The 22142-nt window shown below is 49.5% G+C and carries 16 protein-coding genes; 4 read left to right on the top strand and 12 right to left on the bottom strand.

Features of this window, described 5'->3' with window-relative positions; genetic code table 11:
- Nucleotides 1-8 precede the first annotated feature (8 nt).
- The 7 genes from HY774_25915 to HY774_25945 form a co-directional block, all read right to left on the bottom strand.
- Entirely contained in the window at nt 9-4643 is a 4635-nt protein-coding gene (locus HY774_25915; protein ID MBI4751937.1) for an efflux RND transporter permease subunit, read from the bottom strand.
- Nucleotides 4644-4811: 168 nt separating this feature from the next.
- Complete coding sequence (locus HY774_25920; protein ID MBI4751938.1) at nt 4812-6110, bottom strand: efflux RND transporter periplasmic adaptor subunit; 1299 nt, start codon at nt 6108-6110, stop codon at nt 4812-4814.
- A gap of 374 nt (nt 6111-6484) precedes the next feature.
- Complete coding sequence (locus tag HY774_25925) at nt 6485-7075, bottom strand: TetR/AcrR family transcriptional regulator (GenBank protein MBI4751939.1); 591 nt, start codon at nt 7073-7075, stop codon at nt 6485-6487.
- Nucleotides 7076-7365: 290 nt separating this feature from the next.
- Entirely contained in the window at nt 7366-8388 is a 1023-nt protein-coding gene (locus tag HY774_25930) for an aromatic ring-hydroxylating dioxygenase subunit alpha (protein MBI4751940.1), read from the bottom strand.
- 54 nt (nt 8389-8442) lie between these two features.
- Nucleotides 8443-8754, bottom strand: a complete 312-nt coding sequence (locus HY774_25935) for a (2Fe-2S)-binding protein (protein MBI4751941.1) — start codon at nt 8752-8754, stop codon at nt 8443-8445.
- Nucleotides 8755-8861: 107 nt separating this feature from the next.
- Nucleotides 8862-10058, bottom strand: a complete 1197-nt coding sequence (locus HY774_25940) for a P-aminobenzoate N-oxygenase AurF (protein ID MBI4751942.1) — start codon at nt 10056-10058, stop codon at nt 8862-8864.
- 43 nt (nt 10059-10101) lie between these two features.
- Nucleotides 10102-11019, bottom strand: coding sequence for a ferritin-like domain-containing protein (locus tag HY774_25945; protein MBI4751943.1), 918 nt, complete (start codon nt 11017-11019; stop codon nt 10102-10104).
- A 417-nt stretch (nt 11020-11436) separates the two neighbouring features.
- On the opposite strand from HY774_25945, the gene HY774_25950 reads away from it, so the two are divergent.
- Nucleotides 11437-12258 (top strand): acyl-CoA desaturase, encoded by an 822-nt coding sequence (locus HY774_25950; GenBank protein ID MBI4751944.1) that lies wholly within the window; start codon nt 11437-11439, stop codon nt 12256-12258.
- 78 nt (nt 12259-12336) lie between these two features.
- Here HY774_25950 and moeB read toward each other — a convergent pair whose 3' ends face one another.
- The 5 genes from moeB to HY774_25975 all read right to left on the bottom strand — a co-directional run bounded on the left by moeB (nt 12337) and on the right by HY774_25975 (nt 17196).
- Complete coding sequence (gene moeB, locus HY774_25955; GenBank protein MBI4751945.1) at nt 12337-13812, bottom strand: molybdopterin-synthase adenylyltransferase MoeB; 1476 nt, start codon at nt 13810-13812, stop codon at nt 12337-12339.
- Nucleotides 13813-13918: 106 nt separating this feature from the next.
- Nucleotides 13919-14365, bottom strand: coding sequence for a M67 family metallopeptidase (locus HY774_25960; GenBank protein ID MBI4751946.1), 447 nt, complete (start codon nt 14363-14365; stop codon nt 13919-13921).
- 39 nt (nt 14366-14404) lie between these two features.
- Entirely contained in the window at nt 14405-15361 is a 957-nt protein-coding gene (locus tag HY774_25965) for a cysteine synthase family protein (GenBank protein ID MBI4751947.1), read from the bottom strand.
- Nucleotides 15362-15613: 252 nt separating this feature from the next.
- Nucleotides 15614-16255 (bottom strand): helix-turn-helix transcriptional regulator, encoded by a 642-nt coding sequence (locus HY774_25970; GenBank protein ID MBI4751948.1) that lies wholly within the window; start codon nt 16253-16255, stop codon nt 15614-15616.
- Nucleotides 16256-16335: 80 nt separating this feature from the next.
- Nucleotides 16336-17196, bottom strand: a complete 861-nt coding sequence (locus tag HY774_25975) for a hypothetical protein (protein MBI4751949.1) — start codon at nt 17194-17196, stop codon at nt 16336-16338.
- 580 nt (nt 17197-17776) lie between these two features.
- Between HY774_25975 and HY774_25980 the strand changes: the two genes are divergently transcribed.
- The 3 genes from HY774_25980 (at nt 17777) to HY774_25990 (ending at nt 22006) form a co-directional block, all read left to right on the top strand.
- A complete protein-coding gene (locus HY774_25980; protein MBI4751950.1) occupies nt 17777-18310 on the top strand; it encodes a type II secretion system protein in 534 nt (177 codons plus the stop codon).
- Nucleotides 18311-19817: 1507 nt separating this feature from the next.
- A complete protein-coding gene (locus HY774_25985; protein MBI4751951.1) occupies nt 19818-20834 on the top strand; it encodes a toprim domain-containing protein in 1017 nt (338 codons plus the stop codon).
- Between the two features lie 764 nt (nt 20835-21598).
- Nucleotides 21599-22006 carry a hypothetical protein gene (locus tag HY774_25990; protein ID MBI4751952.1) on the top strand — a complete coding sequence of 136 codons (408 nt, stop codon included), beginning with the start codon at nt 21599-21601 and terminating at the stop codon, nt 22004-22006.
- Nucleotides 22007-22142: the final 136 nt, after the last annotated feature.

Below are 22142 nucleotides of genomic sequence, written 5' to 3' on the forward strand. Positions count from 1 at the left end.
ATTCAAAGTTACCACTGAAAGGCTTCAATTCGGCCCAGGGCTGCCGCCAGATTGATGCGGGCGGCGGTGTACTGATAGAGCGCCGTGATGCGCGCATCACGGGCATTGGCCAGCGCGGTCTGGGCATTGGTGACTTCGATGTTGTCGCCAAGGCCGACTTCAAAGCGTTCACGAGCCAGTTCCAGTTCACGTTGGGCCAGCGAAAGCCCCTGTTCGGCGCTGGTTAATTGCGTTCCAGCCAGGGCCAGCGTCTTGACGGCCAGCCGAACATCCTGTTTGACCTGGGTTTGGACATCCGCCAGTTGAGCCAGTGCCTGCCGTTTGCGACTGGTACTTTCCAGGATTCGACCATACGTGGCACCACCATCAAAAATTGGAACGTTGACCCGAACGCCAAAAGTACGCGTTGGCAGCGTCAGTTGACCTGGGCGCGGACCGCTCAGCCCATAATCGGCAACGGCTTCGACCGATGGGGTCCAGTCGGCCTGCGAAGCTTTTTGGTCAAGTTCCTGACGCTTGAGTTCGTGGCCGGCAATTTGAACTTCCAGCCGTTCGGTGAGCGCTGATTCAATCGCTTTCTGTTCTTCCGGGAGCGTTTCGGGCAAATACCGGAGTTCACTCGTCAACACCAGGTTTTGATCAAGTGGTAACCCCGTAACTCGGAGCAGGCCCAGCCGGGCGCGTTCGGCATTGGTTTCAGCCTGGACCCGTTTGACTTCTTCATCAGAAAGTCGTGTCCCGGCCCGGACGACATCCAGAGCGGTTGCCAGCCCGGCATCACGCTGGTTTTGCGCCAGTTTGAGCAGGGAACGGGCGAGTTCGACATTGGCCTGGGCGGCTTTGACAGATTGTTCAGCCCGGACAAGCTCCAGATATCCAAGGAGCGCGGCATTTGTGACCTGTTCTTTGGCAAATACCAGTTGGGAATCAGCGATTTTCTTTTCAATTTGACTGCTCTGGTACCGTCGAATGGCTGACAGGCTAAACAGGTTTTGAACCAGCTCCAGTCGAGCGTCAAACGTGTCATAGGCAAACACCGCCGACTGACCCGCCAGCAACTCAGGCGGAAATCCTTGAGCCGCCAGGTTGACCGAGGTATTCAACCGACCAACCCGGCCAGAGACATTGGGCAACAGGGCCGAAAGCGATTGCCACACCCGGCCCTGAACTTCCTGGCGCTGCTCCTGGGCCAGAATTGTCTGAAGATTGTTCTTGACGGCCAGTTCGATGGCTCGCTCCGGCGTCAACGAAAGTGGTTCAAGGTGTGGTTCAGGAGACACCACTGATGTCGCTGGAAGTGGTGAAACTGCTTGAGGTTGTGTCAACCCAGCCAGCACAAGGCCAGGGATGTGGAGTTTGCGTCTTGAAGACCCAACGAGGGGCTGGGGGCTGGGGGCCAGGGGTTGGGGGATAGACATAATTTCCCCATATCCTCGTGTCGCGCCGTTTTGTTCCTGGGCAGTCACTGGTGGACAAACCAGGAAGAGCGCCAGAATCAAACCAGTGGTGACTTTCAACGCTTCAGCCGCCTTTGGTTTTCGAGAACTGGAAAAGAAACGGACCCACACTTCGCCAATTTGTTTCCAGCCTGCCCAGTTGGCCCAGTCGTCAAACACTGAGTAAAACACCGGCACGACCACCAGCGTGAGCAACAGACAGAGCGTTTGCCCGCCAACCACCAGGACGCCAATTGAGCGGTTAGTTCCAGCGCCAGGGCCGGTTGCCAGAATTAACGGCAACATGCCAGCCACAAAGGCAATGGTTGTCATCAGGATTGGCCGCAAGCGTTCGCGGTTGGCCTGCAAAATCGCTGCCAGCCGATCCATTCCTTTGGCTCGCAGGCCGTTGGTGTGGTCAATTTGCAAAATGGCGTTTTTCTTCACCACGGCAAACAGCACCAGCAACCCAAGTCCTGAAAAAATGTTGAGTGACTGCCCGGTGACCAAAAGCGAGAGCAAACCGAAGGGAATCGCCAGCGGCAGCGTGAGCAAAATAGTGACCGGATGGATAAATGATTCAAACTGGGCTGCCAGCACGATGTACATAAAGATAAAGGTCAGGGCAAACGCCAGCACGAAATAGAAGGCAGCGTCATTGAGTTCTTTGGCATCGCCCGCGAGAACTCGCGAATATCCTGGCTCCAACTCAAGACCAGCAAAAACCTGGTCAATCTGGGTGGTAACTTCTGACAGCGACCCGCCCGGCGCAATGTTGGCCAGCAGGGTCACCTGACGTTGCCGGTTGAGACGTTCGATAACGGCGGGCCCGCGGCTTTCAACAAACGACACCACGTTTTCCAAAGGCACCGCTCCGGACCGGGTTGAAGGCACCGTCATTTGGGCCAGTTGCTCGGGCTTGATGCGCTGGGCTTCAAGCGCCCGCACGCGAACCTCAAACTGGTCATTTCCACGGGTCAGCCGCGACGCTTCGACTCCGGCCACAAAAATATTGAGTGACGTGGCGATGTCTTCGACCGCCACACCCAGGTCAGCCGCACGCTGGCGATCAATCACGGCCCGGACTTCGGGTTGCCCAAGTGCGAGCGTTGAGTCAATGTCCACCAGGTTTGGAATTTTCTTGAGCTGTTCTTTCAGGGTGTCGGCATACAGTCCCAGCTTTTCCAGGTCGGGACCGTTCAAAACATATTGAACGGTCGAATTGCGATATCCGCCGCCTGAAAACGGAGGCACTGGTTGCAGACTGGTTCGCCACTCTTTCGGATAGCGAGCCAGCAACTCGCGGGCTTTGACAATCAGTTCGGCCTGCGAGGCGTCGCGTTCGTGGATTGGACGCAGCTTGACATAGATATAGGCGTTGTTGGCTTCCTGTTGTTCACCGCTTCCAATTGTGGTCAGCGTGTCGGTCACACCGGGAAGCGCGCGCAAATCGGTGGCAACTCGCTCCAGCAGGGTTGAGGTCTGGGCCAAGGTGGTGCCTTCAGGCATCCGGAGGTTGATCTCAAACTGTGATTCGTCATCCAGCGCAATAAAATCACCGCCCACCATTCCACCAATCGGCACCACCGACACGATGACCAGAACACAGACGGCAATCACTGTTTTGCGATGGGTCATAGACCAGTGCAGCAGCCGTGTATACCACTGCTCAACCGGGCCAAACCAGCGATCAGCCGGAGTCTTTGCCTCGTGTCCATCTTCTTTGGAATGTGGTTTTAAGATCCGAGCACACAGCATCGGTGTCAGGGTAAATGACACCAGCATCGAGATGCCGACCGAAGCGGCGGCGGTCAATCCAAACGGCGCCAAAAAGCGGCCCACAATACCGCCCATAAACGCGGTTGGAATAAACACCGCCATCAAGGAAAGCGTCGTGGCCAGTACAGCCAGTCCAATCTCACGGGTGGCTTCGATGGCTGCCGGAAATGGCGCAAAGCCTTTTTCACGGATAAATCGCTCGATGTTTTCAAGCACCACAATTGCATCGTCAATCACCACACCCACCATCAGCGTCAATGCCAGCAGGGTAATGATGTCGAGCGTGTATCCAAAGGCCGCCATCAGGGCAAAAGTTCCAATGATTGAAATTGGAATGGCAATCCCGGCAATGAGTGTGAGCCCAAATCGCCACAAAAACAGAAATACAATCAAACAGGCGAGCAGGCTGCCTTCAAAAAGGTGGGTTTTGACATCATTCACGGCGGCTTCGACAAAAACCGACTGGTCGGAAACAATCTGAAAGGTGACATCAGAGGGAAGGGTTGGGCGGATTTCTTCCAACCGCTCTTTGACGGCGCCAATCACGGCAACAGTATTTTCACCAGAACGCTTTGAAATCAAAAGAGTTACGGCTGACTGGCCATTGAGCAACGAAAGCGAGCGTTGTTCTTCAGTACCGTCTTCAATCGTGGCAATATCGCGCAGTCGCACCACGAAGTCACCGCGCTGGATGACCGGAATCGTTTCAAAATCTGGCACTTCCAGCAGTTTCCCCAGGGTGCGGAGGGTAAATTCCTGGCTTCCCTGAGGAATTCGGCCACCTGGAACTTCAAGATTCTGGCGGCGAACCGCTTCGACAACTTCGACGGCTGATACACCATAGGCTCGCATTCGGTCTGGATTGACCAGGACTTTGATCTCGCGCTTGTTGCCACCGATGATGCGGACCTGTCCGATTCCGGGAATGTTTTCGATCCGTTCCTTGATCAACTTTTTGGCGATGTCGGTTACCTGCACCAGTGGTCGAGGCGCTGCCACCGCCACCTGCATCACTGGCGAAGAGTTGGTTTCAAACTTCTGAACCGTCGGGGTCTCAATCGTTTTGGGAAGATCGGAAATGACCAGATTCACTTTGTCACGAACTTCTTGAGCCGCGACGTCAAAGTTTTTATCCAGATTGAACTGGATAAACACCTGGGACACACTTTCAACCGAAGTTGATCGTAACTCTTTGATTCCACTGATGGTATTGACCGCAGCTTCGATCTTATCGGTAATTTCGGTTTCGATTTCAGCCGGAGACGATCCCGGATTGGCCACCGTCACCGTGATGACCGGAAAATCTACCTTCGGGAAACGATCCACTCCCAGTGAAAAGTAAGAAAATGCACCAGCCACCGTCAGTGCCAGGATCAGCATGGTGGCAAAAACCGGGCGATTGACACAGATTTCGGCTAATTTTTGCATAATTGATGACCATTTTGGGGTTCCGGGTTCCGGGTATGAAAAAAACAAAAAGGACAAAAAGGACGAAAAGGACGAAAAGGGAACAAGGTGAAGTAAAAGCACTATTGCGTTGAACCTCGCCTGCTTTCGAAAACCCTGAACCCTGAACCCCGAACCCTGAACCCTGTATTATTTCGACTGAATTTCAACCAGTGCTCCGTCAATGAGTTTGGCGGGTGGGCCCACGACAACCTGATCCTCCGGCGTCAACCCGGTCAGGATTTCGATTTCCTCTCCGTCGCGGGAACCAGGCTGCACGATTCGAAGCCGGGCTTTATTCCCTTCAATCACATACACCCCGGAGGCATTGAGTGCCGGTTGGTAAAACACCGCTTTGGCTGGCACAAACACAGCGGCACGTTGTTCGGGCTGTGCGATACGGGCTTTGACAAACATTCCAGGACGCAGCACGCCGTCGGGGTTTGCCAGTTGGGCTTCGACCATCAGTGAGCGGGCGTTCTGGTCAACGATTGGGTTGAGTGCCGTGACTTTGGCAGCAAATTTCCGGTCTGGAAACGCATCGCTGGCGAGGGATACTTCCTGGCCAATTGTGACTTTGGAAAGCTGGGTTTCTGAAATCTGAAGCTGGACCTTGATTGGATCCTGACGCACAATCATCGCCACCGGAGTGTCCGGCATGACGTATTCGCCTTGATTGGAAAGCCGCTCCACGACAAATCCGGAAAACGGCGCCCGAATCGTCAAGTCAGCACGGCTTTTTTCAGCCAGTGCGACCTGGAGCCGGGCCTGCTCAAGTGAAGCGCGGGCGGCGGCGACAGATTGAAATTCCTGGCGGGCAACTTTGATCGTCACATCCAACTGCCGTTGAGCCGCTGTGGCATTGGCTCGTGCCGTTTCAACCTGGTGCCGTGCCTGATCAAACTGGACGCGGGGAATGTTGTCGTTTTGAGCCAGTTTTTCATAGCGTTTGAAATTGGATTCAGCCAGCCGAACCGCACTTTCAGCCGCTTCGAGGTTGGCCTGGGCCGAAGCGACTTCAGCCATTTTCATCGGGTCAAATTCTGCATCACCCGTCACGCCCAGCCGGCTTTCGGCCTGTTTCAAAGCGGCTTCAGCCTGTGCAACACCAGCTTTGGCCTGATCAAGCCGAAGATTGGCTTCACGCGGATCCAGTCGCGCAAGCGTGGTTCCTTCTTTGACAAAGTCACCCGACTGAATAGGGATTTCAGCAATCAATCCAGTGGCATTCGCCGCAACTTTCGAACTTTGAATTGCGGAAATACTCCCTGTTGTCTCCAAATAGGTTGGGAGCGTCCGCTGAAAAACCGGTTTTACCTGAACCATCAACGGAGCTGGCGGTGCCGCGTCAGCCCGAGTTGGTGTAGAGGCTTTCCCCTGACAGCCAGCCAGTCCGACAAGGCAAAAAATGCCCAATCCAAAAAGTGAAAAAGTAGATTTATTTTTCATATTTTTTCAATGTACCGTCCAGACGGTTTGTAAAAAAATGAAGACAGTCACCCAATAAAAAGAATGAAGAATGAAGAATGAAAAAAAGTGGTTAGTGGTTAGTGCTTAGGGACTGTAAAAATACAACTTCCCGTTTTTATCGAAAGTCACCCGGAGAGATCCAATTTCAGAACAGGAAACCACGAAAAAACACGAAAAACACGAAAAAGAAATCTAAAGACTTCAATGGGTTCTGAGCTTTTGTCAGGGAAAGTGCCACCGAACTCAAAAGAAAATGGCTTCAACCCAAATGAAAATCGGGAAGTTGTTTTTTAACGCTCCCTTAGTCACCTTATCACTCTGTCACCTTGTCACCTTATCACTCTGCCACCTTGTCATTTGTCACCCTGGGTCATCTCCAACATGACCGCCACAAGGTTGTCCTGTTGTTCCTGAGACATCGTCCATAGGCCAAGCATTTTAAAAAAGAACATCGCATCCGAAGCCAGCGCCGCAATCAACGCCGGAGTTGGGGTAAGGCTGTCCTGGGCCATCAATTCATACCAGCCGTGCAATTTTTCCCGGAAAGGACCAACCAGTTCGTGGTTATTGGCGACTGCAGCCAGAATCGCGGCGCCAACTGAAAAATTCTCCTGGGTCGCATTGGCCGGGTCGAGGTTTGATTTGATGTAGGCTCTGGCCCACGAACCAGGAATATCACCTTCAGTTTCCCGATGATTGAGCAAAATGGCTTCATACTCGGAACACAAGGAATCAACCATCCCCTGGATCAGGGCTTCCTTGGTTTTAAAGTGGTAGAGCACTCCACCTTTACTCACGCCCGATTCACGTGCCACGGCGTCAATCGTCAGTGCATTGACCCCGTCACGAACAACGATTTGTTGCGCGGCCTGTAAAATTGCAATCCTGGTGTTGGCGGCAGCCGTGGCAATTTGAGCGCGTGATTTTCGGGGGGCTTTTTCCATAAGTTTTCAATTTTTTTGCGAGTGGGAATAAGTGTTGTATGCACCGTCCGTCTGGACGGTATATATATACCGTCCAGACGGACGGTGTGTCAACAGAAAAATCCTGGGTTTGGGGTTCAGGGTTCAAGGTTTAGAAAAAAAAAGGACATCAAGGACCAAAAAGACATAAAGGACATAAATTCAAAAACCCGGAACCCGAAATCCTGACAAGATGACCGACTGACAAGGTGACAAGATGATTTCTTTCATCCTTCATCCCTCATCCCTTCAGGAACCCGGAACCCGAAGACTCACACCCAAAATTCAATTTCGACCTTTTTCTCAGGCAGCAGGCGTGGGTCACGACCAGCGGCAAGTTCGTTGCGGATTGATTCAATCAAGACGTGGATGGTGTCGGCTTCGGTGTTGGAAAATTCAGCTCCAAACTGGCGAATCGTCTGCATCTGGTTGTTCAAAATAGCAATATCCTGGTCAATGATACGTTGGGCCAACCAGCGAATCAGTGGCCGTGCCGGGAGATTCCAGATACCATAGTTGTAGGTCAAATCCGTATAAACCAGCGTTTCGTCATCACTCACTGGAATTGATTGTGAAGTAATGATAAAGCGTCGTTTTTGGCTGAAAATATAATCAACCGAAGTGATATTTGGCAGATGGAATGAATCAGTGTGCTGGATTTCGCGAGCCGTGGGGTTCAGAAACTTTGAAAACCACCCAAAATTGGACCGTTCGTTGTGATACGCAACCACCACGGAACCGTTTTTTCGGGTGATCTGAGCGGTAAATCGTTCGGCTTTGGCATCGCGGAAAATGCGGGGATGAACAAAGGTGGTATGCGGAATATCAACAAAATTCTCGACACAATTGGTCACGGTATTGTGAAAGCGGTTTTTAAGTCGAATAGCTGCCCAACCAGGAGTTCCATAAAAGGGAATCGCAAAGGGGGAAAACTGATGTTCGCAGGTTTGGGAGAGCCTGACATAGAGATACCCATCCTGCTCACATACCGGAAAGCTCCGAGCACAACGATTTTTTCGAACTTTGCTTTCCGGGCCTTCAGATGGAACACTTACCACCTGTCCCATTCCATCATAGATCCAGCCGTGATACCCACACTGAAGCTTCCCGGCATGTACTTTTCCAGTTGAAAGCTGTGCACAGCGATGCAGACAGCGATCTTCGAGCGCGACTGGGCGGCCCGTCTCATCCCGAAACAAAACGAGCCATTCGTCCAAAATTTGAACCGGCCAGAGGCAATCTGATCGGAGGTCTTTTGATTCGGCAGCAATGTACCAGAAGTCTTTGAAATCCATGGGTGGTTAGATGGGGCTGAAAAAACCGGGGCTCAGGGCTCAGCCCTGGTTTTCTCATCCCAGGTATTTCACCTTCAAGGAAGCTGTCAATTGCAATTGACAGGCAAGCCGGGCCCGTGGATTGGCGGGCGCAACGATGTCGAGGACTTCGAGTTCATCGGGGAGCGGGTCAGCCAGATGGCCGTCCGAAACGTCTTCGATTTCAATCAAACAGGTGCCACAAATTCCGGTTCGGCAGCCAAATAAAATCGGTGAGTTCCCAACATCCAGATGATCAGCCAGCCACTCGCCTTCCGGCAATGTAACTGGTGGTAACGGGCTTTGGCTATAAGAAATTTCTTTGAAGGGTCGTGATTGATTGGACATTAAATCAGGGTTCAGGGTTCGGGGTTTGGGGTTCAGGGTTCGGGAAAAGGACAAAAGGGACATAAAGGACATAAATTCGAAACCCTGAAACCCGAAACCCGAACCCTTTAAAAGTCTATTTCCCGAAAGAACGCTTTCAACGCCTTTTGGTTGGTCTTCAGATGTTCGGTAATTGAATTGCGGCCCATGATTGTCATTTCGCGGTTGGTCTGGTCAACATATTGCAGGTCAGCCAGGTACTCTTTATACGATTCCATGGCAATTTCACGGCTTTTGGCACTCAGGTGTAAGCCTTCTGATTCTTCAGCAAAACAGCGCCACATCATTTGACGAGCCTCGGCATCAGTCATCGAAAAGAGTGGTGATCGCAAAATCTCATACACGTTCCGAAACAGCGCCGGGTCATACCAGAACAACCCGTTTACCGCCGTTGAGAAATGAAAATGGTCCCGCTGTGTGCCGTGGAGCGTCCGATTGGCAACCCATTTTTCAAATGGAGTTGGATCGGGCAAGGCGGTCAAAACATCATGCGAAATGATCGTCGAACTGTTGAAATGAAACGATTCGTCCAAAAAGTGGAAGTAGCTGATTTGGGCTGGGACCGGTGAGGTTTCCTTCTCAGGTGAACGGGCGTAAAACTGGCTCAATTTGTGTTGAACGAGTTTCCCGTTAAGCGTTCGAACTCCGCGAACGGCAAAATACTGACAGGCAATAAAGGCATTATTTGATGACAGTAACGAATAGGAATTGAGTTGGAGTTGTCGCCAGAAGTCCATCACCCGGTTGCTATTGCGAAACATCATGGTTGCCACATACGGACCTCGCATTGGGTAGGTAAACAACCGTTTGCCAAATACCGCCAGTTCAAAAGCTTCACCAATGGTTTTAAAGGCGTTGATATGCGCTCGTTCCTGGGCAGATTCCAGGTCGAGGATATCACACACGGTCCGGAAATCTTCCAGGGCGTAAAGTCCTGCCGCACTGGTCTGATTAAAGAAAATAGTCGCGATTTCAGCCGAAATAATCTGTGAATAATAGGCCACCCAGTACAACTGGTTTAATTTGATGCGCTGCTCACTCGTGGCGCTCTCCCACAATGGCGTGGCAAAGAGCAGTGAAAAGGCTTCTGGATTCCAGTACTGATCCTGACAGGTCTTAAAATCAAACTGTACTGCCAGGCGATCTATTTCCTGAGTGCTGTCCTGGTCACGATTTTTCCGGAGATTCAGCTCCAATTTGCGACAGGTTTTCTGGTCGTCAAGGAGTGAACGGCGAGTTAGCGGGTGAGAGAAAGTGTGGTTCATGGAAATAGCCTGATCAAGCCGGTTTTGGCATCGAATAGATTCGTCACCAGACCGGGAGCGAATCACCAAAAGTTGCCCTTCCTGGAGTAAAACACCCTTTTGCGTCCAGGGTTTCAACCAGATTGGAAGTTGCGGGAACAGCACGAATCAAATTCTGAATCAGCCGAAGTTTTCTCAAAGTTGATTCTTCGGCGTCGAGTTCACAATAAAGGCGCGATTTTTGGGATAAGGAAAGGTGGCCTTTTACCTGCTCAACCTGACCCAAAACCATGACCGGACCAATTTGAATCATCCGCAGAAACACCATCACGATTTCCGCAATCCGATCAAGAGCTGGCGCGGCAAACATCCGCTCAGAACAAAGAACAACCCCGCTCCCATGATGGCGGGCTTCATCTTTTAAAATTCGTTCCAGAACACCACCAAAATCAGGCATGAGACAGGCTTTGGCCAGGTTCCGGTAATGGGCAATTCCCCAGCCCTCAAGAACAACTTGAATCAAAAATTGCAACACGGCGGGTGATTCGGTTTCAAGGATCTGGGCTAAAAATGTGACAAAGGGGTTTTCAGAGGGTGATGAAACGGTTGTGAGACCGAGAAACTGAGAAATCAATTGAAAATGGGTGGCTTCCTCAGCCGCAAACTGGCAATACAGCATCTGGGTTTCCAACGATTCGGCCATCAGGGCCATTTTCGGGGCAAAATACATGCCACATTTTTCAATCCAAAACGCTTCTTCGAGGATGGCTCGACTGCACCCAGCCAGAATTGCCGATCGTTCTTCAACTGTAGCTTCCTGGAAGATCTGTGACCGATCAAGCTGAAAAAATGAAGCCGGCCAGAGCGGGCCCCGGTCAGTGGCCTGGTTGGCGAGTCCAACTTCTGGCACCCGTGAATCCAGAAGACGCTGGAGGCGATGGTGTTGATGTAGCTCTGGAAGTTCTAATCGAAGTGGAATCATGTCGCCCATCTCTCACATTCTCGAAGAATATCTCCCAACCAGGGGGCTCCCCCAACACAGTGGATGAAAGTCAGGTGGCTTCACAGAGTTTCCGCTCCCAGTCGTTATGTCAAGAGCAGATGTGACAGTTGCTCAATATTGACAAACACGACTAGCCTCATCTGACGGAATATGCTAAATAGCGAAATTCATTCCATCTTGCCAAACGTGCCTCCAAGAAATTCTCATCGCGTCAATTGTTCCGAGTAAATTGGCAATGAACCTGGATAATTTTAAAGGTTCGCCCCTACCCAAGCCTTTTCTTTTCTATTGTTTCCTATGCTTGCAGGATCAAAATTCACTTCTCAGTTGTTCAAGACCGTTGCCTCCCTGGTTCAATGGATCGATTCTGACTTTGCCAGTAAAAAGCTCAAGGAAATGGATTTACCTGATCGGGTTGACCTGATTCGGACCGTTCCGTTCATTGCCTTGCACCTGATGTGTCTGGCGGTGTTTATTGTGGGTTGGAGCTGGACGGCTGTCCTGACAGCGATTGCGCTGTATTTTGTCAGGATGTTTGCCATCACCGGGTTCTATCATCGCTATTTTTCGCATAAGACATTCCATACCTCCCGGATAGCACAATTCCTGTTTGCGGTGCTTGGGGCTTCAGCCGTCCAACGCGGCCCGCTCTGGTGGGCCTATATCCACCGTCATCACCACCAACATTCAGACAAAGAAGGCGACTTTCATTCACCTATCCAGCGAGGGTTTTGGTGGTCTCATATCGGCTGGATTACCAGCCCCAGGAATTTTCCAACTGATTATAACCGGGTTCGTGATCTGGCCAAATTCCCAGAACTGGTCTTCCTGAACCGGTTTGACACACTTGTTCCGACCGCGCTGGCAGTTGGGTTGTTTTTCTTTGGAAAAGTGTTGGAATGGTATGTTCCAGGCGCCGGTACAACCGGGGTCCAGATGCTGGTGTGGGGTTTTTTTGTGAGCACCACCGTGCTCTTTCACGCCACCGCTTCGATCAATTCCTTAGCCCACCTTTTTGGCCGCCGCCGATTTCAAACCGGTGACTGGAGTCGCAACAATTTTCTTTTGGCCTTGATCACCTTGGGCGAAGGTTGGCACAACAATCACCACAAATATATGTCAACCATGCGAGCCGGCATTCGCTGGTGGGAGATTGATATCACGTTTTATGTGCTGAAAATGATGTCCTGGATGCGGATTATCTGGAATGTGAAGTGAGGATTTTGGGCTGAAGAAAACGGGATGGGGTTGCTTATACCCGACTTCTTCAGCCCGAAGTTTTCAGCCCTGGATTTCTCAGTATTTCGGAACACTCGGATCAACATCAGTTGACCAGGCGGTGATGCCGCCTTTGAGGTTGATCAACCGGCCAGGAAAGCCCGCTTCTTTGAGTTGAGCAATTGCTTTTGCGCTCCGACCACCCATTTTGCAATGCACCACGGTTGTCAGTGTCGGGTCAATTTCAGATTGACGACCGACGACCTGCCCAAGCGGGATCAGTTTGGTATAAGGTAAGCGTGCGATTTCATATTCATAAGATTCACGCACGTCAATAATTTGCAGGTTCTCTCCGGCATCAATCCGCTGTTTTAATTCCACGGCTGTGATTTCAGCCAGTTCATCTTTTGGTGAACTGCCAGGAGTTGCTGGAGGAGGCTTTAATCCGCAGAATTCCTCATAGTCAATCAAGGCATTGATCGTGCGGTTTGGACCGCAAATCGGGCAATTTGGGTCTTTGCGCAGTTTCAATTCCTTAAAACGCATCCGCCACGCGTCAAAATGAATCAGCCGATTGATCAGGGTATCTTCAGCCCCAAGAATAATTTTGATCACTTCAGCCGCCTGAATCGAGCCAACAATCCCTGGTAAAACCCCCAAAACGCCGCCTTCGGCACAAGATGGAACCAATCCGGGCGGAGGAGGTTCAGGATAAAGACACCGGTAGCAGGCGCCTTTTTCGGCCCAAAACACCGTGGCCTGCCCCTCAAACCGGAAGATTGAGCCATACACATTTGGCTTGCCCAACAATACACAGGCATCGTTGACCAGATAGCGGGTCGGAAAATTGTCAGTTCCATCCACAATCACATCATAATCCTGGAACAATTCCAGGGCATTCTGGCTGGTCAGGCGTGTTTCGTAGGGAATCACTTCAATATGTGGGTTGATGTCCAGCAATCGGTCGCGGGCTGAGGCAATTTTGGGGCGGCCAACATCTTTCGTTCCGTGGATAACCTGCCGTTGCAAATTTGAGGCATCAACCACATCAAAATCAACAATTCCCAGGTGACCCACGCCGGCTGCGGCCAGATACAAGCCCAGTGGAGCGCCTAGACCACCGGTCCCAATCATCAGAACCCGGGCGGCTTTCAACTTTTTTTGACCTTCAATCCCAACTTCAGGAAGGATCAAATGCCGGCTATATCGGGCCAGTTCAGCATTTGAAAGCTCGACAGCACTGCTTTGGCAGGTTTCTGTAACACATTCCTCAACCTCCACACCTCCGGCAATTGCGGGAACGATCATGACGGTATCACCATCCTTGATTGGGGTTTCCAATCCTGATGAATGGCGAATATCCGTATCATTCACATACACATTCACAAAGCTCCGCAGTTTGGCAGCGTCACTGTACAGATGTTTGCGAAGATCGCCGTGGGTAGTGGTGAGAAAGGTTAAGGCATCCGCCACCGTCGTGGCATCGCATGAAAACTCGGTGTTCCCGTTGGCAAACTGCCTGAGCGCGGTTGGAATGAAGATTGTCACTGACATAGATCAAGCTCCTGGAATTCGGTGAAATAGCATTGGATGGTTATTTTTTCGAAAAGTTCACTCTTTTGATTCAATCAATTACAAAAGAAAAATGATACAATTGAAGCTACCTGGCAACGAACACGCCATCACAGATCTCAAGCTGTTCCGGGTTAAATCGGCTCCGGTCAGCTTCCAGTTCCCACGATAACACATCCCCGGCCTGTCCTCTGGCTACCGCAACAATGATGTAGGAATACGTCGGCCAGGCATGGTCCTGGTCAAATCCAGAAGGGATAGCCGGGTGATCCGGGTGAGAATGATAAAATCCAACCACATCCAGTTTTTTTGATCGGGCATATCGCTCACCCTGCATTAATTCTTGCGGCAGAATCAAAAACCGATTGCGTTTGGCGGCTTCTTCACGAGCATTTGAAATCGGATATACTTCGACGACCTGTTTTTTTCCATCGGTGGACAAGTGACCAATGAGCAGCCCGCAGCATTCGTATGGATAATCAGATTCTCCGTGATGCTGAATGGATTCAATATGTTCAGATGAAAGTTCAATCACATTTCCCTCCAAAAAATTTAGCAGGGTTGAAGGCTTCGTTCAGTCGGCGACTTCATCCCAAAAAGGATCACTCAAATGTCTGGTTCCTGAATCACATAAAATCGTGGCCACCACCGATCCAGGTTTGAGTTGCCGGGCTAACCTGATGGCGGCAAAAACATTGGCTCCAGTGCTAATACCAACAAAAATTCCGGCTTCACGGGCCAGCCGACGGGTTGTGGCCTGGGCATCCTCAGTTGACACTTCAACATTGTCATCAGCCAGATGCGGATTATAAATGCCAGGCACCAGTGCCGTCGCCATATGTTTCATGCCTTCCAGTCCATGCATGGGCAGGTCTGGCTGGACTGAAATACATTGAATATCAGGGTTCAATTCACGGAGCTTGCGGGTGGTGCCGGTAAACGTGCCAGAGGTGCCAATCCCAGTGATGAAGTGCGTTAACCGTTCTTCGGTCTGGTGCCAGAGTTCAGGGGCCGTTGTACGGTAATGAGCCAGCCAGTTGGCCGGGTTGTTGTACTGATCAGGATAGAAATAAATCCCAGGATTGGCATCAACCAGCCGGCGGGCTTCAATCTGTGCCCCATCTGACCCTTGAAGCGGATCAGTTTCGATGAGATGAGCGCCAAGTGCCCGCAAGATTCGCTTCCGTTCTGAACTCGCATTTTTTGAAATGCACAAATGGACCTGATACCCACGAGCAGCGCCGATCATGGCGTAGGAAATCCCGGCATTCCCACTGGTCGCGTCCAGAATAATTTTATCGTGGGTTAGCCGCCCCCGTTCTTCACCATCAAGGATGATTGACAAAATACCGCGATCTTTGACTGAACCACTTGGGTTGAGATACTCAGCTTTGGCATATAACTCGACACCGGCTGGAAGCTCTTTTTCAAATGCCCGGAGCCTGAGTAAAGGAGTATTCCCAACCTGGTCAATCAGATCATGGGTCATTTTCAACCCTGGGGGTTGGCTTATTGTCGGGGACCGTTTCATGAAGATAGCTCCCATTGCGAACTCCCATACCACCTAAAAAATCATGAGATTATCACTATAACGTCATCTTGTACGCTATATTTTCACTTCAAGTCAATCAGAGGCCGCAGGTTGGGCACCTGATTCAAGCCTGATTCAGTTTGGTAGCGGGAATGTTGGATTACTGACTGTTACCAATGACGGAAAGAACAGGTGGGTGAATGAGATACTGGACGAATCGGCGGGGAAGAACTCAATCCTGGCAATAGCGACTTATTTCTCAGATTCACTATAGGTCATCACCAGATACATCACCGTATCTTGTTTCCACGAGTTCTCATACACATGGGGTACATCAGCTCGAAAATAAACGGCGTCTCCAGCACTTAATTCAAGTGGCGGTTGGTCACCAACAATCAGTCTGAGCTTACCGGAATGAACCACCAGGTTTTCATAGGTTCCCGAAGCATGAGCTTCAGCACGTTCGGTGTGGCCACCCCGGAGCCGCAATTCATAAAACTCAGCCCGGCGCTGGGTATCAAAGGGAAAGAGCGCCCGGCTTTCAAAGCTCCCATCGCCAGATCGAAGAATCTTTGAGGATTTGGCCGGCAGAAATTTCACATCATCACCGGCCTCATCTCCAAGCAAATCGGCAAATCGCACCCCTAAACCGCGAGAAACTTTCCAGAGTAAGGAAATGGTCGGGGCACTTTCACCAGTCTCAATTTGGCTGAGCATTGTCCGGCTGACACCTGAGAGGGTTGCCAGTCGTTCCAGGCTCAACCCTCGGCTTCGACGCAATCGCTCGATGGTTTCACCGACCCGGCGCTTGAGTTCCTGGGCTTCAGGGTCCTCGGAATGGCGTTTTTGTTTTGGCTCATCTAAAAGGATAGGATTATTTTTGGTTGGGGCCATATGTTGAAAAATAGAGATGAAGAGCCCCTGCCGTTTATTCAAAGGGACAACCCTGTTCAATTCACGGCCTGGGTTGAGGGTTATGGGGATATTTTCCGAGCCAGCTCGTTTTCGGGCCGAATGGTTTTTGAGTTGAGATCAACTGTCCACTCGGCCATTTCTTCCTTTCCACCTTTGGTTCGATACATAAATTTGACTTTCATGCGTGAAGCGGCAGCCCCTTCGCACCACCAGCCATCTATTTGATCGAGTGAACCTTTGGCCGCCAGGTCTTCCATCTGAACCGTAAGATACTGATCAACAGTTGAGGCTTCTTTTGCCTTGGATTGGCTGACAAGTTGAATTGCTTCGGCAGACGGATTCGCCTGGGTTTGGTTCTGCTGGACATAGAGCGTAAGCCAGAAACTGAGACCAGAAAACAGGACCACCATCACCACACATACACCCGCAATTTGCCATTTGTTAAGGGGAATCTGGGCCGTTCGATAATTTTTAATGGCGCTTTCCCAGGTTGGCGGCTGATTTTCCAATAAAGACTTCAACCGCTTTGTTTTCCGAGCTTCACGGGCTTCCTTTTCCTTTTGTGCTGCCTCCCGCTGGGCAGCAAACTGTTTGGATCGGGCGTCATTATCACGACAAATCGAGCACTCACCCGAAATCGGCATTTCATTATGACATTTTGGGCACCGGGTCGTCTCCATTTCCGCCAGGCTACAAATCGGACAGTCCATGGTAGCGGGAATTTCAAGCCCACACTTTGGGCATTGAACCATCGGCACCGCTTCCTCAGCCTCGGTCTGGCTTTCAGTCACTGAAGGTTGAAGATCACCTTCCGGCTCACCTGGCTGAAGCTGACGTTCCACCACGTCAGAATCTCGATGTTCAGAGTTAATAGTGGATGAAATCTCATCACCGGATGCGACTTCAGGAGAGGCAGTCAAAATTGGTTCATGGGGTTCAGTTTGAGTAAGCGGATTTACTTCGGGCTGACAGTTTAGACAGACTCCGCCAGAGGAAATTTCAGCACCACAGGTTAGGCAAGAAATTGGTTCCATACACGTTTTCCGACAAAGCTTTCCCTACAATAGAAGTGGCTCAGCTTCATCGCTGGATTGGTTTTGGGATTTTAAGTTGGTTGTCATCGGCCAGGAATCAACCGAAGCCAAGCCAGCATCGTGCGGTGGTAGATTATTACATCAGGTTTCAACTAATAACAAATCTTGATACTTTGTGAAACCAAACTTGACAATTTATGTTAATTTTTGTGGTGTTTTTTCGAGTGTGCTTCTGGCCTTAATTTTTCTGTGGTGTTTGTGTAAGCATATGAATACTTGACTTTTCTCGGTCTGTCGCCGGGACTGTGGTTGAAGTACAGGGCGAACGGAAGTACCTATCAGGATCAAACTCCAAACCTGGCATTCAAATTGCTCAAAGTAAGCGGACTTTTCATCAATCACTTTATTCCTTATTTCTATCCCTCAAATTCCCTGAGCCTCTCAGTTCTGTCAACGGAGGTGCATCATGCAGATACTGCCACGCAAAAGACATCGTGCCGCCAACGGTTTTTCTTTGATTGAAATGCTGATTGTTGTCGTTGTTATTGGTATCCTTTCCGCAATCGCCGTCCCCAATTTTATTGTGGCCCGCCAACAAGCACGAGCGGGGTTTTTCGTTGCAACAGCTCGATCCATCGGATCATCGCTTGAGGTTTTTTCTCATACCCATCGAGGTCGTTACCCACGTGATGGTTTTCTATTCAATGCTCCAGGAAACAACAGCACGGTTTGGGATCGCGATTCTGGCCTTATCTGGCTTCCAGGGTGGAAAATTGATTACGAGGTCCACGATAACGGCAATGGGGCAAACTACGTTGGGTTGAGTTATCAGGGAAATAAGAGATTTGGCGAATCCCTTTTTGCGGTTCATACCAATATTGCAAATTCCCGCAACGAGTATGGCCGGGGCGAGACAATCCCAGGAACTCGCGAGTTGATTTTTATTTATTACGAGGGTGTTCCCGCCAGTCAAATCTGCCCAGATGCCACGTGTAACTGACTCGTTGGCATAAAATCGAACCAGTCCAGAAAGCCCTATGAAAGGCAAAAGACCTCTTAAAAAACCGGGGAGGTCTTTTGCCTTTCGTCGTCTTTGGGTGACGGGTAGTGACAATTCAGACTTTACATTTGAAAGAATTTTTGGTTTGAATAGACTTTACTATTTTCTGATCCATACTTTCTTTAACGAGGTCCTTCATTGTTATGAGCCTATGTGAAAAATGTGCCGTGCTTCCTGAAAAATTGGAAAAGCTTCCCCCCAATAGCCAATTGGCCCATCTGGGTCCCGAAAAACGAGTTGGCGATTCTTCCCCTCACTTTCCAAAAAAGTATATCCGTGAATGCCCTCTTTGCGGTACCCGTTGGGGAATTATTCATACTTCAGCCTGGGACTCAAAATGGGTCCACATTATGGACTAAAATCAGAGGAACCAAGCCATCTGTTCAGTTTCTGCGCCATCTGGGTTGGTGTGTTTTTACACCTGATCAAGCTGGTGGCTTTTTCGACTTCGGATTTTTCTTCAATTGAGTTCAAGCTGTATCTTTAAAGTCTCGTTCCTACCTCTTCTGCCACAAGTTATGTTGCTCCCCTCAAAAAACTTTCTCTTGAGCCCAAGAGTTTTTATCAAAATGGTTTGTGAGAATTTCGGCATATTAGGAATATTTGTCGGGGTTATCCTGGCTAAAGTACCTCTTACTGCCTCCCATGAACCCTGATTACAGGCCGGGCACAGCAATCGTATTTTGACAATAACTCCAACTAAGTCAGTATTTTGAGCCCACCTCATTTTGTTTTTTCAGGCACAAAGTCACCCCTAAGACTACTTATTTTCGGAAATATGCCTCAACGATCACAGGAATATTTGTCGGGGTTATCCTGGCAAGATGGCCAATCTCTCTCCAGGCATTGATTCCAGATTGAAAAAAATTTGCAAAAACTGAGGATACAACTCTCTCTTCATATGGCCTTCCTTGGCGTTTATCTGCCCGTAGAGCCTTCCAATCCTGCTTTTCGCCATTTGGTATACCCAGAATTATTCCTGGGCTTAAATTCGATTTTAAAGCGATTTGGGCACTTCATAATTCCTTCCGGAATATTTTTTCACCAAAATCAGCCTTAAGGAATATTTGTCGGGGTTATCGTGGTCAATTTTTTTCGACAACAGGTCACATGTCGGGGTTATCGTGGTCACATGTCGGGGTTATCGTGGTCACATGTCGGGGTTATCGTGGTCACATGTCGGGGTTATCGTGGTCACATGTCGGGGTTATCGTGGCAGAAAACACCACTTAACTTCTTTAGAATCAACAATATTCCTGGCCTAATAATAGTAATTATATTAAATATTTTAAAGGGAATATGCCTGACGACATATTCCCTGTTGTAAAATCCCGCGTTTGCCTCCCTGAAACGCTGAGGGAAGGCTTTTTTGCGGTTTAGAGAGAAATTCAACTGGTTTCGTCCAGCCAGATCCTTTGGTTGGTTTTTCCTTACCCGAGGTGTAGCAATGAATCAGATTTCCTTGCTGAAACAACAAGCTGATATTGTTCAAATCATTTCAGGTTTTATTCACCTCAAGCAAAAAGGTACGGTGTGGATTGGGTTGTGCCCATTTCACCAGGAAAAAACGCCAAGTTTCACCGTCAGTAAACCCAAACAGATTTTCAAGTGTTTTGGATGTGGTGAAGGCGGCGATGTGTTAACGTTTTTGTCCAAATTCGAGCGCATTTCGCTTGGGGTAGCCATTCAGCGACTCAAAGAACTAACATCCTCGCCCAATGTGGCCGCGCTTCACGGAAAAACCGAGGTGGCGCCAACCCGGTCCAGTGATTGCTCTTCCGTGCCTTCCTCTGCGGTTGAAACAACCCTGGATTATGATTTGACTCGATTGCTAACAGGGTATCAGGCAGCACTTCCGGGAAGTGTTGGGGAAACATTTCTCAATTACCGGGGAATTTCATTAAAAACCGCGCAGAAATTTGGCCTGGGGTATGCTGCCAACGGACGATGGGAGCATCGACTGCCAACGGGGAAACTGGCTCGAAACTGGAAGTGGGGAAGGCTGGTTTTTCCACATACTGATCCTGCCGGGAGGGTAGTCAATTTGTATGGTCGAGCTGTGGGGATTGATTCCAGGGTACCGCGGGACCAGCGTCACGATCACTTACCTGGCAGGAAGGGCTATTTCAATTCACAAGCCCTGGCTCACTCCGTTTCACCTGTATGGTGTGAGGGGACTTTCGATGCGTTAACTCTTTTGGAACTCGGAATTCCCGCAGTTGCTATTTTTGGAATTGATGGATGGCACTGGGAATGGGTCCAATCTATTACAAATTTCTATTTTGCCTTTGACGCGGATGCTGCTGGGCAAACAGGGTGGAAACGGCTGGCACGCCAATGTATTTTGCGAGGCAAAAAGGTGTGGTTTATCCCTCCAGAGGTTTATGGGCAGCATAAAGATATCAATGCTGCCCATTGTGCCGGCACGCTGCAGGTAACCGCTTTTGAAAAACTGTCGGGTTAATGCGTCCCAGCGGTGCATTTTGCCTTTTCGCCAAAAACCGAAAATTGCTGGTTGGGCTTGAACCTGATGTCTTGAATCCAGAATCAGATGTCAATTTTTTAGACAGTTCTTGTCATTTCCCTGGCAGGTCACTGTGGGAAGTGACAGGGAGGAATCAGAACAAAGCAAGTTCCCAGACTTTTTTTCCTATCAGTTCCAGTGAACTGGAATCGTGTATGTTTTCTGCTTTGATCTGATAGATAACTATATTATTTTCTGATATTTATTCATTATTTTAGAGTCATTGTTTTCTACTCTAAGTATTTCAAATGTTGGGTTCAGTCAGTCCCTGATTCCAAAAAAATCAACTTAATTTTTCCAGTTGGTCAAAGTGGCACGATTTTTGTTAAATCGTTGCTGAACACTTTTTCATCTTTCCAAAATCAAAGACACAGGCTGTATCGCTGCGGTTCCTGTCTGAAATTCGATGAAATTTTTTCAGTTGTGTTTGATGGGAAGCCTCAATAAAAGCTGGGAATTTCTTTTTCCAGTCACCCCTCAAAATCCAGCACATTGCCCCTTGCTGGAAATCCTTTCGTGCTCTGGGGGATTTCAGTTCAGACTCGTCAAATTTGAATTTTATCGGAAAAAATTTCAATCATTTACATGGTATTAGAGTCTTACTCTGCGCTGATTTCCAGGGTTGGGTTTTCTTGCGGAAATACTTTTGTTGGTGGATTCCACCAACATTAACTACATACTAACTTCAGAGGAGAAAAGAGTTTATGGGAAAAATGGATGACGCATGCCGCGATGTGGTAACAAAAGTTGATGGGGCAGTGGCCTGTGGTGTGGTTGACCTTGAAACCGGAATGTTACTTGGGATTTACAACATTGCCCAGTATACACAAACCCTCAATGAGATTGTGGCTGCGGCAACAATGGATTTGTTTCGAGGGGCAAACATCGGTCGGGTTGAGCAGCTTGTTCGAGCGCACCGTGGCCAGCCAGAGAATGGGGAACACTATTTTCAGGAAATTCACGTTACCTCCAACCACAACTATCACTTTGCCAAAACGTTAAAAGGTGGCCGGGCGGTGGTTATGTTGGTTACAAAGAAAACAACCAACATTGGAATGGGTTGGGCTATGCTCAAATCAGTATTACCTACCCTTGAGGTTTTGGTACCATAAATTGGAATTGATTCAGGTTCTTTTTAGGGAGTCGGATGGAAATATCATACCACCAGGGTTCAGGGTTCAGGGTTCAGGGCCAGATACTCCACGTTGCGTGGTACCCGCCAGTTCCCCAGTCTTCATCTTGAGTGGG

Source organism: Acidobacteriota bacterium, assembly GCA_016208495.1.
Lineage (GTDB): Bacteria > Acidobacteriota > Blastocatellia > Chloracidobacteriales > Chloracidobacteriaceae > JACQXX01.

Coding starts and splice junctions, on each gene's coding strand:
- HY774_25915 (MBI4751937.1), bottom strand. CDS start 4,643: ATGCAAAAATTAGCCGAAATCTGTGTCAATCGCCCGGTTTTTGCCACC.
- HY774_25920 (MBI4751938.1), bottom strand. CDS start 6,110: ATGAAAAATAAATCTACTTTTTCACTTTTTGGATTGGGCATTTTTTGC.
- HY774_25925 (MBI4751939.1), bottom strand. CDS start 7,075: ATGGAAAAAGCCCCCCGAAAATCACGCGCTCAAATTGCCACGGCTGCC.
- HY774_25930 (MBI4751940.1), bottom strand. CDS start 8,388: ATGGATTTCAAAGACTTCTGGTACATTGCTGCCGAATCAAAAGACCTC.
- HY774_25935 (MBI4751941.1), bottom strand. CDS start 8,754: ATGTCCAATCAATCACGACCCTTCAAAGAAATTTCTTATAGCCAAAGC.
- HY774_25940 (MBI4751942.1), bottom strand. CDS start 10,058: ATGAACCACACTTTCTCTCACCCGCTAACTCGCCGTTCACTCCTTGAC.
- HY774_25945 (MBI4751943.1), bottom strand. CDS start 11,019: ATGATTCCACTTCGATTAGAACTTCCAGAGCTACATCAACACCATCGC.
- HY774_25950 (MBI4751944.1), top strand. CDS start 11,437: ATGGATTTACCTGATCGGGTTGACCTGATTCGGACCGTTCCGTTCATT.
- moeB (MBI4751945.1), bottom strand. CDS start 13,812: ATGTCAGTGACAATCTTCATTCCAACCGCGCTCAGGCAGTTTGCCAAC.
- HY774_25965 (MBI4751947.1), bottom strand. CDS start 15,361: ATGAAACGGTCCCCGACAATAAGCCAACCCCCAGGGTTGAAAATGACC.
- HY774_25970 (MBI4751948.1), bottom strand. CDS start 16,255: ATGGCCCCAACCAAAAATAATCCTATCCTTTTAGATGAGCCAAAACAA.
- HY774_25980 (MBI4751950.1), top strand. CDS start 17,777: ATGCAGATACTGCCACGCAAAAGACATCGTGCCGCCAACGGTTTTTCT.
- HY774_25985 (MBI4751951.1), top strand. CDS start 19,818: ATGAATCAGATTTCCTTGCTGAAACAACAAGCTGATATTGTTCAAATC.
- HY774_25990 (MBI4751952.1), top strand. CDS start 21,599: ATGGGAAAAATGGATGACGCATGCCGCGATGTGGTAACAAAAGTTGAT.